The sequence below is a fragment of the Ruegeria sp. AM4 genome (genome assembly GCF_056540665.1).
Map to the genome: position 1 here is coordinate 84814 of NZ_JBQFXD010000010.1, position 14448 is coordinate 99261.

Below are 14448 nucleotides of genomic sequence, written 5' to 3' on the forward strand. Positions count from 1 at the left end.
GATATGAAAGATATCACCATAAACCCTGCCATCCCGTTTGAGATGCCGCCACTGTTCGAAGGTCGCCACCTCATCGACGGTGCATGGCAGGACAGCGCATCAGGCGAGACGTTCGAGCGTCGCTCGCCTTCGCATGGGCACATCGTCAGCCGTTCCGCAATGGGTGGTGAGATCGAGGCCGAGGCTGCAATCCAAGCGGCGCGAACTGCTTTCGATAGCGGAGTTTGGAGTCGGGCGTCGGGCAAAGAACGCGCCACTGTTTTGCTGAAAGTCGCGGATCTGATCGAGCAAAATGTTGACAGGATCGCCCTGATCGAAACGCTCGAAAGCGGCAAGCCGATCAGCCAATCGAAGGGCGAAGTTGGCGGTGCTGCGGATCTATGGCGATACGCCGCTTCGCTCGCGCGTAGTACCCATGGCGACAGCCACAATACGCTGGGCGCGGACATGATGGGCGTCGTGCTGAAAGAGCCGATTGGTGTCGTCTCTGTCATCACACCCTGGAATTTCCCGTTTTGGATTCTCAGCCAGAAACTGCCGTTTGCTCTGGCCGCAGGCTGCACCGTTGTCGTCAAGCCATCCGAGATGACACCGTCGACAACCTTGATGCTGGGTGAGTTGCTGGTTGAGGCAGGACTGCCCGCGGGCGTCTGCAATATCGTGCTGGGCCACGGTGTTCCTGTGGGCAGCGTGATGTCCAGCCACGAAAGTGTGGATATGATCAGCTTCACCGGTTCGACCGCGGTTGGCAAAACGATCAGCGCAGTTGCGTCAGATACGCTCAAGAAAGTCGCGCTGGAGCTGGGCGGCAAGAACCCCCAGGTCATATTCCCCGACGCCGATTTGGATGCTGCCGCAGATGCCGTTGTATTCGGCGTCTATTTCAATGTTGGCCAGTGCTGCAATTCCAGCAGTCGCGTCATTGTGCACGAAGATATAGCCGATGAATTCCGTGAGCGCGTCATCGCCCTTTCGCACAGGGTAAAATTCGGTGATCCTCTGGACCCGTCGACGCAGGTTGGCGCTATAGTAACGCCCGAACACAACGCGAAAATCGACGCATATGTCAAACAGGCGCAGGCATCGGGGGCCACGATTGCGCTGGGCGGCGAGCCGCTGCAGGTCGAAGGGCTGGGAAATCAGTTCTATCAACCTACCGTCGTCACCAACGTTCACCCCGATATGCCCATTGCCCGGGATGAGGTGTTTGGCCCGGTGCTTTCAGTTCTGACCTTCAAAACACTGGACGAAGCCATCGCGCTGACCAATGATAGCGCTTACGGTCTGTCGGCAGGGGTCTGGAGCGAGAACGTCCACACCTGCCTGGAATTCGCCCGTCGCGCAGAAACGGGAACGGTCTGGACCAACACCTGGATGGACGGGTTCCCCGAGGTTGCCTTCGGTGGGTTCAAACAATCCGGGCAGGGGCGGGAAATCGGACGCTACGGGTTCGAAGAATTTTTCGAGGTGAAATCAGTGGTCATGCGCATCGGCAACAGCCGCGCGCCATGGGTTTCGCAAGATTAAGACAGGGCTCTGCGACAAAGGCCCAAAAGTATGAACGCATTAAGGGAGGAAACAAGAATGCGTAAACTGCTAAAGACAAAATCGCTGATTGTGGCTGGTCTGCTTTGCACGACCAGCATTGCGCAGGCCGAAGAGGTCGAGGTTCTGCACTGGTGGACGTCGGGTGGCGAAGCAGCCGCGCTGAACGTTCTCAAAGACGACCTGTCCGGGCAGGGTATTGGCTGGACGGATATGCCGGTCGCTGGCGGTGGTGGTGAACAGGCCATGACCGTTCTGCGCGCCCGGGTTACGGCTGGCAACGCCCCAACTGCGGTCCAGGCGCTGGGCTTTGACATTCTCGATTGGGCCAATCAGGGCGCATTGGCTGACCTGAACGAGGTGGCTGCCAAAGAAGGTTGGGACGACGTTGTTCCGGACGCCCTGAAGGCGTTCGCCAAGCATGACGGCAAATGGGTGTCTGCACCAGTCAACGTACATTCAACCAACTGGGTCTGGGCAAACAAGGCCGTTCTGGACGCCAATGGCATTGCCCAGCCGACCAACTGGGACGAATTCGTTGCCGCCGTTGAGGCCTTGAAAGCCGCCGGTGTAACGCCGATCGCGCATGGTGGCCAGGCGTGGCAGGATGCGACCATATTCGACGCGGTCGCGATGTCGACTTTGGGGCCGGATGGCTACAAGGCGGCATTTGTTGATCTGGACGAAGGAACTCTGGGTGGCGACGCCATGAAAGAAGCCTTCGACCGCATGGCTTTCATCCGCGATAACGTGGATGAGAACTTCTCGGGTCGTGACTGGAACCTTGCAACCGCCATGGTCATCAATGGAGAGGCCGGTTTCCAGATGATGGGCGACTGGGCCAAAGGCGAGTTTCTGAACGCGGGCAAAGTACCGGGCGAAGACTTCCTGTGCTTCCGTTTCCCGGGCACGCAGGATCAGGTCACGTTCAACGCCGACCAGTTCATGATGTTTGATCAAGGTGGCTCGGTTTCGGCTGAACAGGCGGCGCTGGCCAGCGCAATTCTGTCACCGTCGTTCCAGATTGCCTTCAACAAGGTGAAGGGTTCGGTGCCTGCTCGTACAGACGTTGACGGCAGCGATCTGGACGCTTGCGGTCAGCAGGGCATGAAGGATCTGGCGGCGGCTGCTTCGTCCGGCAACCTGTTCGGTTCGATGGCGCACGGACATGCAGCGCCCGCATCGGTGAAGAATGCGGTCTACGACGTCGTGACCGCTCATTTCAACGGCGAATATGACAGCGAAACGGCCGTGGTCGAACTGGTCGACGCTGTTTCGATCGCCAAGTGATCCCAACGTGATCCTCCCGATGGGGCGGCGGTTTGGCCGCCCTGTCACCTAAGGGGGGCGAACGCTCCGATCTTTTGTACTCGAACGAGGAGGGCGCGCCATGGCTGCTTCAGCCGACGCGGATTTCAAGACACGCCTTCAGAACTGGATACCCAAGCTGGTCTTGTCACCTTCACTGGCGATGATGCTGGTCTTTGTCTATGGGTTCATTCTGTTTTCGGTCTACTTGTCCTTCACCGACAGCCGCATCCTGCCGACCTTCGGCTGGGTCGGTTGGGAAAACTATGACAAGCTTTGGCGGTTAAGTCATTGGGAAACCTCGCTGATCAACATGGGGATCTTTGCAAGCCTCTATATCGTGATCTGCACTTGCATAGGGCTTGGTCTCGCCATTTTCCTCGATCAGAAAGTCCGCGGTGAAGGGCTGCTGCGCCCGATTTACCTATACCCGATGGCGCTGAGCTTCATCGTCACAGGCACCGCATGGAAATGGTTCCTTGATCCCGGCATCGGGCTGGAAAACGTGATGCACACTTGGGGTTGGACCAGCTTCGAGTTCGACTGGATCAAGAACCGAGACTACGCGATTTACACCGTCGTGCTGGCGGCGGTCTGGCAGACCAGCGGTTTTGTTATGGCAATGTTTCTGGCCGGTCTGCGTGGCATCGACAACGAAATCCTGCGCGCGGCGCAGATGGATGGGGCCTCGAACTGGAACCTTTATCGCCGGATTATCATTCCGCAGTTGCGCCCGGCGTTTCTGTCGGCTTTCGTGATCCTCAGCCACCTTGCGATCAAGACCTTTGACCTTGTGATTGCCCTGACCGGAGGCGGGCCGGGTAGGGCCACGGAACTGCCCGCGACCTTCATGTACTCCTACACCTTCACGCGGAATCAGATGGGGATCGGTGCGGCCTCGGCCACCATCATGTTGATGACCATTGCCGCGATCATGATCCCGTACCTGTATGCTGAACTGCGGGAGAAACGCTGATGTCTCAAGCAACTCAGGATACCGCAATCCGCACGGGCCGCGTCACGCGCACGCTGATCTATCTGGTGCTGCTGCTGTTCGGACTGTTCTATCTGCTGCCGCTTTACGTGATGCTGGTGAACTCGGTCAAACCGCTGGAAGAGATTACCGGCGGTGGCATGATGAACCTGCCGCAGGTCTTCACGTTGGAGCCGTGGCTCAAGGCATGGTCCTCGGCTCAGATCGGTGTCGATCCAACCGGGTTGAAGCCTTATTTCTGGAATTCCATCAAGATGGTTGTTCCCGCGGTGATCGTCTCGACTATTCTCGGAGCGCTTAATGGTTACGTCCTGACCAAATGGCGGTTCAAGTATGACACCATCCTGTTCGGCTTGATGCTGTTTGCCTGTTTCATTCCGTTTCAGATCGTTCTGATCCCGATGGCGCGGATGCTGGGCCTGATGGGGCTGGCGGGCACCACTTGGGGTCTGGCGCTGGTGCATGTGGTTTACGGGATTGGATTTACGACGCTGTATTTCCGCAACTACTATGCCGTTTTCCCGACCGAGTTGATACGGGCCGCTCAGATCGACGGCGCGGGGTTCTTCCAAATCTTCTGGCGCATCCTTCTGCCCAGTTCCGGGCCGATCGCGGTGGTGTCGGTCATCTGGCAGTTCACCAACATCTGGAATGATTTTTTGTTTGGTGCGTCCTTTGCCGATGCCAACAGCCAGCCGATGACGGTGGCACTGAACAACCTCGTGCAATCATCGCACGGCGTTAAGGAATACAACGTTCATTTCGCTGCGGCCATTCTCGCCGCCATGCCAACTCTGCTCGTCTATATCGTGGCCGGTCGATACTTCGTCCGCGGCCTGATGGCGGGTTCCGTGAAAGGATAAGGCTACATGGGTTTTTTGGACATAGATAACGCGACCAAGTCCTATGGGTCGGTCGAGGTTCTGCACAAGGTCGATATCTCAGTGCAAGAGGGCGAATTCCTCGTGCTGGTTGGTCCCTCGGGCTGTGGCAAGTCGACCTTGCTGAACATGATCGCTGGGCTGGAAGAGATCACCAGCGGAGAAATCCGTATCAAGGCGCAGGTGATGAACGGGGTGCACCCGTCGAACCGCAACATTGCAATGGTGTTTCAAAGCTATGCGCTCTACCCGAACATGACGGTCGGGCAGAACATCACCTTTGGGCTTGAGATGCATGGCGTCCCCAAGCCAGAACGGGACAAGGCGATGCAAGAGGTCGCCGGGTTGCTACAAATCGAACAATTGCTGGATCGTAAACCCGGTCAATTGTCGGGTGGCCAGCGCCAGCGCGTTGCCATGGGTCGCGCATTGGTGCGGGAACCAGATGTGTTTCTGTTTGACGAACCCTTGTCCAACCTCGACGCCAAGCTGCGCGTCGATATGCGGACCGAGATCAAGAAGCTGCACCAGAACCTCGGGACGACAATCGTCTATGTGACTCATGATCAGATCGAAGCGATGACCCTTTCCAGCCGCATCGCGGTAATGAATGGCGGTTACGTGCAGCAATTGGGGACGCCACAGGAAATCTATGACACGCCCGCCAATATCTTTGTCGCAACGTTTATGGGATCGCCTGCGATGAACGTGGTGCCGGCGAAGGTTGTCGTTTTGAACGGGCGCCCCCATGCTGAGGTCGCCGTTCATGATGGAACGATGGCTCAACTCCCGTTTAGTCAGGACAATTTGACTGAATGGGAGGGTCGCGACATTTTGCTGGGCATTCGGCCCGAAACCATAACCGATATGGATGGTGCTGACCGGAAATCCACCAATATCGCGCAGATGACCAACCGGATCGTGGTGACGGAACCCGCAGGATCGGACACCTTCGTCTCGATGCAACTTGGGGGTCGCGATGTGATTGCCAGAATGCGCTCGGATGCCGAGGTCGCACCGAGGCAGGATTTCGATTTTGCCGTGAACATGGAAAAGGCTGTGGCTTTTGATCCCGAAAGTGAGATGCGGATCATTCCGTGAGACAGGCGGACGTCATAATCATCGGATCGGGGATCGGAGGGGCGACGCTGGCCGCAGCGCTGGCCCCGTCTGGTCGCCGCATTCTGATCCTTGAGCGCGGACAGCATCTGCGCCCTTCGCCCGTGGATCGGGATCCGAAAGCAATCTTTGCTGATGGTTATTTCCGTCCCAAAGAAACCTGGCTTGACGGAGATGGCCGTCCCTTTAATCCGGGAAACTATTATTGCGTCGGCGGTAATTCCAAGTTCTACGGGGCCGCTTTGATCCGGTATCGCAAAGAAGATTTCAAGCATCGCCGGCATATGGGCGGTGAAGCCCCAGGTTGGCCAATATCCTACGAAGAGCTGGAGGCCGACTATACTGCGGCCGAACAACTCTATGAAGTCCACGGAACAACCGAAGAAGACCCAACCGAGCCCGAACACAGCGCGCAATACCCGCACCCTCCGGTGGCAGAAGAGGCAGATATCGCGGACTTGCGGGATCGATTGCGTCGCAGCGGATTAACCCCGTCCTCAGTCCCGTTGGGCGTGGATATCGACACATGGCTTGCGGCGGGCCAGACCACCTGGGATGCCTTTCCAAACACATGTGGTGGCAAGATGGATGCGGAAACGCAGGCGCTTGCGCAGGCATTGGCGCATGAGAACGTTGAACTTATGACCGGAGCAACTGCGGACAGGCTGATTGCCGCAGAGGATGGGCGGATAATCAGTGTCGAAGTGAAAGGACTGGGCAGTTTCACCGCCCCATTGATTGCGCTGTCTGCAGGCGCAGTTCAATCTGCCGCCCTGTTGTTGAAGTCCGCAAACGACAATTGCCCGACAGGTCTTGCCAACCGCTCGGATCAGGTTGGACGCAACTTCATGAACCACAATTGTTCGGCAGTTTTGGCCCTGCATCCACTGCGCCGAAACCGGTCCGTGTATCAGAAAACACTGATGTTCAACGACTACTACAATGACGATGGCAAGGGCGGCTTCCCGCTTGGGAACATCCAGATGCTTGGCAAGATCACGGGGCCAATTCTTGCGGCGCAAACCCGTTTGCCCGGTTGGTTTGCCAATCTTATCGCAGGCAGAAGTTTTGATTTCTACGCGATGTCCGAAGATCTGCCCAATCCAAATAGTCGTGTCACGATTGAACGGGGCCACATTTGCCTTGATTGGAAACGATCGAACTGGGCCGCACACGAGGCGCTTGTCGCCCAATTGAAAACCCATCTGCGTCAGGCCGGTTTCCCAATCGTTTTGTCGCGGCCGTTCGATCGCCGTACGCCATCACATCAATGTGGAACCGCGCGTATGGGTAGGGACCCGAGTTGCAGTGTTGTAGATACCCATTGCCGAAGCCATGACCACAAAAACCTGTTTATTGTCGATGCCTCGGTGCTGCCGACCTCGGCTGCGGTGAATCCTGCTTTGACCATTGCCGCGCTGGCATTGCGGGCGGGCCGTCATATTACTGAGACGGAGTTTGCGGCATGAGCGGTATTGCCTTGGTCACCGGGGGGCAACAGGGCATTGGTCTTGGCATCTCACGCGCCTTGGTTTCAGCAGGGTACAAGGTGGTGCTGGCCTCGCAATTTGCGCCTGATGCGTCAGTGGTGCGCGAAGCATTGAGCGAGCTCGGTCCAAACGCAACCTATATGCAGCATGATGTGTCCGACATTGCGCATGTTCCTGCGTTGCTGGATCAAATCGAGGCGGATTGGGGGCCGGTCACAACACTGATTAGCAATGCAGGTGTGGGCGCGCCTGTGCGCGGTGACATGTTGGAGATCGAGCCCCAGAACTGGGATTTCGTCCTGAATATCAACACACGCGGCGCATTCTTTCTGGCGCAAGAAGTGGCCCGGAGGATGCTTGCCCTACCGCAAGAGATATATCGGTCGATCATATTCGTCACTTCGGTCAGCGCGACAATGGTATCGATAGAACGGGCCGAGTACTGCGTGTCCAAAGCAGCAACAGCGATGATGGCGCAGCTGTTCGCGGTACGCCTGGCGCCACATGGTATCGGCGTCTTCGAGCTGCGTCCCGGCATCATTGCAACGGGTATGACCGCGGGTGTGCGCGACATCTACACCGACAGGATCGAAGGTGGCCTTGTTCCTGCTGCGCGCTGGGGCGAACCCGAAGATATCGGGTCTGTCGTTATCCCGCTTGTTTGTGGGCAGATGCACTTTTCCACCGGTGCCGCCATCCCGGTGGATGGTGGCTTGTCTATTTCACGTCTGTAAGTCAGGGCGCAACAGAATGTCTGAAGGATTTGATTTCATTGTCATCGGAGGCGGTTCGGCAGGATCGGTCATCGCCGCACGGCTCTCTGAGGAGCCATCCGTAACTGTGCTGCTGCTCGAAGCCGGGTCGTCCGACCGCCATCCGTTCTTTCACTTGCCTGCCGGCTTTGCGAAAATGACCAAGGGCATCGGCAGCTGGGGCTGGTCGACCGTTCCGCAGAAACATATGCAGAACAAGGTCTTCAACTACACTCAGGCCAAGGTCATCGGCGGCGGTTCCGCGATCAACGCACAGATTTATACGCGCGGCGCAGCGCAGGATTACGATGACTGGCGGCAAATGGGGTGTGAGGGGTGGAGCTATGCCGACGTGCTGCCCTATTTCAAAAAATCCGAAGACAACGACACCTACGAAAACGAATACCATGGCAAGGGCGGACCGCTGGGCGTGTCCATGCCCGCTGCGCCCCTACCGATTTGCGATGCTTATATCAAAGCCGCCGGACAATTAGGCATTCCCGAAACCCGCGATGTAAATGGCGTGAAACAGGACGGGGCAGGGTACTATCAACTGACTCAACGCAACGCGCGTCGCTCGTCCGCGGCGATGGCGTTCATCGCGCCCAACCGCAACCGTCAGAACCTAACAGTACGTACAGGCGCGCAGGTGCGCCGCATTACTGTCGACAAAGGCAGGGCGACAGGGATCGAAATGATGAACGGTGAAAAGATCACCGCGTCGAAAGAGGTCATTTTGTCGTCCGGGGCCATCGGATCACCGCGCTTGTTGCAGCTTTCGGGCATTGGCCCGGCAGATCAATTGGACGGTCTCGGCATCGACGCGGTCTATCATCAACCTCAGGTAGGTGCGAACTTGCAGGATCATCTGGACCTGTACTCGATTTGCGAAGTGACCGGCCCGCATACTTATGATCGTTTTGCCAAGCTGCACCTGTCTGCTTTGGCAGGGTTGCAGTATCTGCTCACGCGCAAAGGGCCGGTGGCGTCGAGTCTGTTTGAAACAGGTGGGTTTTGGTATGCCGATCCGGATGCGCGCTCGCCCGATCTGCAGATGCATCTGGGACTTGGCACCGGCATCGAGGCCGGGGTCGAGGCGATGCCAAATGGCGGTGTTACCCTAAACGCCTGTTTCCTGCGTCCACGATCGCGCGGCACAGTGCGATTGCAAAGCGCCGATCCCACGGCGACGCCGCTGATCGACCCCAACTATCTGGCGGATCCCTATGATCGCGAAATGTCCATCCGGGGTCTGAAACTGGTTCAGAACATCCTGTCGCAAGATGCTCTCAAGCCCTACATTCTGGCCGAACGGCTGCCGGGGCCGGATGTGCGGACCGAGCAGGAATATTTCGACTTCATCTGCGTACACTCCAAAACATCGCACCATTGCGCCGGCACCTGTCGGATGGGCAGCGACGCCGAGGCAGTGCTGGACCCGCGCTTGCGGTTCAACGGGATCGAGGGTCTGAGGGTCGCAGATGCCTCGGTCATGCCAACGGTCAACTCATCGAACACCAACGCTCCGACCATCATGATCGGCGAAAAGGCCGCTGACATGATCAAACAAGATCAGGGTATTTGACATGATCCGCCATATCGTACTGACCAAATTCCGCTCTGACGTGACCGAGGAGACCATTGCTGCTATCTACAATGGTCTCGCTGAAGTGTCCGATGAACTACCGGGGGCCCATGGGTTTACCGGCGGCCGCAGCGAAAGCCCTGAGCAGATCGAGCGCGGCTATATGCATGGTTTCGTGATCGATTTTGACGATTGGGCCGCGTTGGACAGATACCAAAACAACGAAACGCACAAAGCGCTGGGCGCTCAACTTGTCGAAAACGCCGTTGGTGGCATCGACGGTATCCTGGTTCTGGATCTGGAGGTCTGAGGCTATGCAACTGGTTCTGCCAAATTCCGAAGGCCATCTCGAAACCTATACGCTGACCGGCACACCTCTGGTGCCGCGTGCGCCCAAGGTGCCTTTGACTCGTACCGCGTTTGCAGCAGCACATGTGGTCTCGGACCCATTGGCCGAACGCAACCCGTGGGATGGTCGCCCGGCGGTCGATTGGCAGGCAACGCTACAATTCCGAGAGGGCCTTTGGGATCAGGGTCTGGGTCTCGCCGAAGCCATGGATACTGCTCAGCGCGGCATGGGTGTCGACTGGGAAACCGCACTGGAGTTGATTCAACGGACCATGAAGGCGGCAAAGGCGCATCCGTTGTCGCCTCGGGTCGCGTGTGGGGCAGGGACCGATCATCTGCCACAAAGCGCTTTGAACACTGCGGGCGAAATCTTGTCGGCCTACGAGCACCAAGCCGAGTCGATCGAAGCAGCCGGAGGTCAACTGATCCTTATGGCATCGCGTGCTTTCCCAGCGATCAACGCAGGCCCGGACACATACCACGACGTCTATCGCGCGCTGATCGATGGCGCGGCAGAGCCGGTAATCCTGCATTGGCTGGGGGACATGTTCGATCCTGCACTGACAGGCTATTGGGGCAGTACGGATGTCGACGTGGCCAGCGATTTCGTGCTGTCGTTGATCAACGAGAATCCCGCCAAGGTGGATGGGATCAAGATCTCGCTTCTGGATCAGGCACATGAGGAAGCCTTTCGCTCGCGACTGCCTGATGACGTCCGCCTTTATACCGGTGACGACTTCAATTATGCCCATCTGATTGCCGGAGATGGCGCGCACTTTTCTCATGCTCTGCTTGGGATTTTTGCCGCTATCGCTCCGGCTGCAAGCCAAGCGCTTGAGGCACTGGCGATGAATGACATGGATCGCTACAATGCGCTGTTCGCACCGACCGTTCCCCTTAGCCAAGAGATTTTTCGCGCACCAACCCGGTTTTACAAAGCTGGCATCGCCTATTTGGCGTGGCTGAACGGATCCCAGTCTCATTTCATCATGCCAGGTGGGTTCCAATCCAGCCGTGACATCTGCCATTACGCACAGGTGTTCAGACTGGCGGATCAGGCCGGTTTGCTCTCGGACCCTGAACTGGCTAAAGCACGGATGACCACGCTTCTCAGCCAGTACGGAGTTGAACAATAGCCTGAATGCGCAGACCCACGATCATAGATGTCGCCAGCACAGCGGGTGTTTCCAAATCGACAGTTAGCCTTGTGTTGCAGGGCAGCCAGCAGGTTAAGCCTGAAACACGCAAGCTGGTTCATGCCGCGATGAAGGAAATTGGCTATGTCTACAACCGGTCGGCGGCAAATCTGAGATCTACGGGAACGGCGCTCATTGGTTTGGTTATCAACGACCTGACCAACCCATTCTTCACGGAGTTTGCAACTTCGTTGCAGATGGCATTGGGGTCCCGAGGTTATGCTGTCGTCGTGGCCAACACAAACGAAGACCCCGCGCTTCAGGATCAGGTGGTGGGCGCGATGCTTGAACACGGCGTATCCGCCTTGATCCTGTCACCTGCTTATGGCGATGTCTCAAACACTCTCTCAGCTGTCGAGCGAGCCGGCATCCCTTTGATGCAGGTCTTGCGGCAAGTTGACAACGAAACCGCACGATATCCCTTCATAGCCCCCGATTATGCAGATGGCGGGCGGTCAGCCACACAATACCTGATCGATACCGGCGCACGGCACATCGCCTTCATTGGTGGCTTGGACGGTGCGGAAGTCACCCGGGAAAGGCTGTCGGGTTACATTGATGCAATGAAAGACAACGGCTTGCAAGCCATTGTAAAAACAGGGAAGTCCAGTCGATCATTTGGGCATCAGGCTACCGTGCGATTGTTCAAGGAGCATCCCGAATGCGATGCCGCTGTTTGCTTCAATGACCTCGTTGCTTTTGGAATGATCAATGCCTGCCATGAGGCTCAGGTTAACATTGGCGACGCGTTCCAGGTCGTCGGATTCGACGACATCAAGGAAGCTGCTGAATGCTGGCCAGCATTATCTACTGTGCATTGTGGCGTTTCGGGATTTGGCGAAAGGGTCGCGGATACAGTTTTGCTTTGGTTGCAGGACGGAACCAGGCCTGCGCAACACGTGCGCACGCCCACGCGTCTGGTTTTGAGACAGACCACGAAAAACAAAAGATAACCTTACAGGCCGGGTCAAAGAACTTGGTTCGAGAAAACCAAGGGTGCGCGGCTTCCGTCCGCGCGAGAACGGTCGCCTGGCAAGAATCGCGGAACCAGCACTGAAATTACATGTCAGGCCGTGGTGGTATGTTCTCGATCCCTGCTACCGCAACGGAATGTCGCAGATCTATCAAATGAGCGCAGCGTCGAAGTTAGCCGCAAAACTTTCCGCTAAGGGACCATTGCGGTCCGCTGTTCCTGCCCGCTGGAACGATTTATTTGCGACCTTAAGCAGCTCTGCTGGCTCTGGCTGAGACAGTGTCATCGATTGCCATTCGGGGTTGAATGAGCAAATAAACTTCGCAAAGCCCGCATTTGAACGCGGGCTTTGTAGCTTCGCGAAATCACAAGTTGCCTCGAATCGAAAGCAAATACGTTGTCATAAGAATCCGGGTTGAGGTGCGCAGGGCGTTCATTAGGCCAGTCGAGCTTTTGCGCATGTCGTTTAAAGGACACGGACACGCTCTGCGACCAACCATTGCCGAAATACCGGTTCGAATTTGATGCCGTTCCCGCGCTACCCCAATTGGTCGCGAGAAATCCGGACGTCACACTTGGCGTTCAACCGCGGCGGCCGGTGTTTCAAGCGTCCGCCAATATCAAGTCGCTGGCCTTTTCACCGATCATGATCGCTGGTGCATTGGTGTTGCCGCTGACGATTTCCGGCATGATCGAGCAATCGGCGACCCGCAGGTTCGCGATGCCGTGAACCTTCAGTTTTGCATCAACAACCGACGCCTCTGATTGCCCCATCGCGCAGGTGCCGGTGGGGTGATAGATCGAAGCGGTGTTCGATCTGGCCCAATCCAGAGTGCCTTCGTAGTCATCGCTACTCAAATCTGCGGTTGGTCGAAACTCTTTAGATATCTTCGAGGCCAGCGGGTTCTGTTTGGCAATCTTGCGCGCGATGTTCACGCCATCGACGATGGTTCGACAATCTGTTTCGGTGGACAGGTAGTTCGGGACGATCTTGACGTGCTTGGAAGGATCTGGACCATTCAGGCGAAGCTCGCCCCGGCTTTCCGGGCGAAGTTGACAGACCGACATTGTGAAGGCTGAAAACGGATGTACTCCTTCGCCAGGGCTGTCGGCAGACCAGGGCTGGACATGGAACTGAATATCAGGTGTCTCGACATCAGGGCGGGTTTTCATGAAGCCTGTGGCAAGGCTTGCTGCCATTGTCATCGGGCCTGCGCGGAACAGCGCGTATTTCAGCGCGATACGCGCCTGATTGAACAGGCTGCGGACTTCGTCGTTCAACGTGGGTTCATTGCATTTGAACACCAAACGTGCCTGTAGATGATCCTGAAGTCCCTTTCCGACGCCCGATAGGGCGTGTAGCGGTTCGATTCCGTTTTCCTTGAGGTGAACCGGATCTCCGATGCCTGACAGCATAAGAATCTGCGGTGAGTTGATCGCACCACCTGACAGGATGATCTCGCGACGTACCTTCAGGGTCTGCTCGACCCCCGATTTGTCGCGGTACACCAGCCCCGTTGCTTTCTTCCCATCCAAAACTACGCGCGTTACCAGAGCTTTGGTGATGATGTTCAGGTTCTTGCGATCGCGAATTGGCTTGAGATAGGCCACCGCCGCGCTGCATCGGCGACCGTTGCGGGTGGTCAGTTGGAAATAGCCGACGCCCTCTTGTTCGGCCCCGTTGTAATCGGGATTGAAGGGATAGCCTTCCGCTTGTGCGGCTGCGACCCAGGCATCGCAAATAGGGCGCTGAATGCGCATGTTGGACACGGACAATGGCCCGCCAACACCGTGATATTCATCCGCGCCTCGTTCCTGATCTTCGCAGCGTTTGAAAAGGGGCAGGACATCTTCCCAGCCCCAGCCTTCGTTGCCCATTTGCCGCCAGCGGTCATAATCCTCTTTTTGGCCGCGAACATAAAGCAACCCGTTCAGAGAAGATGAGCCGCCCAGCACTTTGCCGCGTGGCCAGTCGATGGACCGGCCATTCAGGCCGGGATCGGGTTCGGTCCGATAGCACCAATCGACCGATGGGTTATGCATCGTTTTGAAATAACCGACGGGGATGTGAATCCACGGGTTTGTGTCGCGACCACCGGCCTCAAGAAGGGCGACCGATGTGTTGGGATCGGCACTTAGCCGATTCGCAATGACACAGCCCGAAGATCCCGCGCCAACAACCGCATAATCCACCTCCATGATCGCCTCCTTCCAACGTCGATGAAAAAAACTCTATGCAAGATGCGAGAATTATACT

Annotated in this window: 12 protein-coding genes; 11 read left to right on the plus strand and 1 reads right to left on the minus strand. The window is 56.9% G+C overall.

Annotated features, from left to right (window positions below; genetic code table 11):
* Positions 1-3 precede the first annotated feature (3 nt).
* The 11 genes from ACR0JA_RS17260 to ACR0JA_RS17310 all read left to right on the plus strand — a co-directional run bounded on the left by ACR0JA_RS17260 (position 4) and on the right by ACR0JA_RS17310 (position 12171).
* Positions 4-1527 carry an aldehyde dehydrogenase family protein gene (locus ACR0JA_RS17260; RefSeq protein ID WP_480577631.1) on the plus strand — a complete coding sequence of 508 codons (1524 nt, stop codon included), beginning with the start codon at positions 4-6 and terminating at the stop codon, positions 1525-1527.
* A 57-nt stretch (positions 1528-1584) separates the two neighbouring features.
* Positions 1585-2835, plus strand: coding sequence for an ABC transporter substrate-binding protein (locus ACR0JA_RS17265; protein WP_480577634.1), 1251 nt, complete (start codon positions 1585-1587; stop codon positions 2833-2835).
* 100 nt (positions 2836-2935) lie between these two features.
* The gene (locus ACR0JA_RS17270; RefSeq protein ID WP_480577637.1) at positions 2936-3829 is read left to right on the plus strand and encodes a carbohydrate ABC transporter permease; all 894 of its coding nucleotides are present in this window, start codon (positions 2936-2938) and stop codon (positions 3827-3829) included.
* Complete coding sequence (locus tag ACR0JA_RS17275; RefSeq protein ID WP_480577639.1) at positions 3829-4710, plus strand: carbohydrate ABC transporter permease; 882 nt, start codon at positions 3829-3831, stop codon at positions 4708-4710. The genes ACR0JA_RS17270 and ACR0JA_RS17275 overlap by 1 nt, the downstream gene beginning before the upstream one ends.
* A 6-nt stretch (positions 4711-4716) precedes the next feature.
* On the plus strand, positions 4717-5829 hold the full coding sequence (locus ACR0JA_RS17280) for an ABC transporter ATP-binding protein (RefSeq protein WP_480577642.1): 1113 nt from the start codon (positions 4717-4719) through the stop codon (positions 5827-5829).
* Positions 5826-7316: a GMC oxidoreductase gene (locus ACR0JA_RS17285; protein WP_480577645.1), complete on the plus strand. Its 1491-nt coding sequence runs from the start codon at positions 5826-5828 to the stop codon at positions 7314-7316. Before ACR0JA_RS17280 ends, ACR0JA_RS17285 begins: the two co-directional genes overlap by 4 nt.
* On the plus strand, positions 7313-8071 hold the full coding sequence (locus ACR0JA_RS17290; protein ID WP_480577648.1) for a 3-ketoacyl-ACP reductase: 759 nt from the start codon (positions 7313-7315) through the stop codon (positions 8069-8071). The genes ACR0JA_RS17285 and ACR0JA_RS17290 overlap by 4 nt, the downstream gene beginning before the upstream one ends.
* A gap of 16 nt (positions 8072-8087) precedes the next feature.
* Positions 8088-9674, plus strand: coding sequence for a GMC family oxidoreductase (locus ACR0JA_RS17295; protein ID WP_480577651.1), 1587 nt, complete (start codon positions 8088-8090; stop codon positions 9672-9674).
* 1 nt (position 9675) lies between these two features.
* Complete coding sequence (locus ACR0JA_RS17300) at positions 9676-9984, plus strand: Dabb family protein (RefSeq protein WP_480577654.1); 309 nt, start codon at positions 9676-9678, stop codon at positions 9982-9984.
* Between the two features lie 4 nt (positions 9985-9988).
* Complete coding sequence (locus ACR0JA_RS17305; RefSeq protein ID WP_480577658.1) at positions 9989-11158, plus strand: dihydrodipicolinate synthase family protein; 1170 nt, start codon at positions 9989-9991, stop codon at positions 11156-11158.
* 5 nt (positions 11159-11163) lie between these two features.
* Complete coding sequence (locus ACR0JA_RS17310; protein WP_480577661.1) at positions 11164-12171, plus strand: LacI family DNA-binding transcriptional regulator; 1008 nt, start codon at positions 11164-11166, stop codon at positions 12169-12171.
* 623 nt (positions 12172-12794) lie between these two features.
* Here ACR0JA_RS17310 and ACR0JA_RS17315 read toward each other — a convergent pair.
* Entirely contained in the window at positions 12795-14390 is a 1596-nt protein-coding gene (locus ACR0JA_RS17315; protein ID WP_480577664.1) for a GMC family oxidoreductase, read from the minus strand.
* Positions 14391-14448 lie beyond the last annotated feature (58 nt).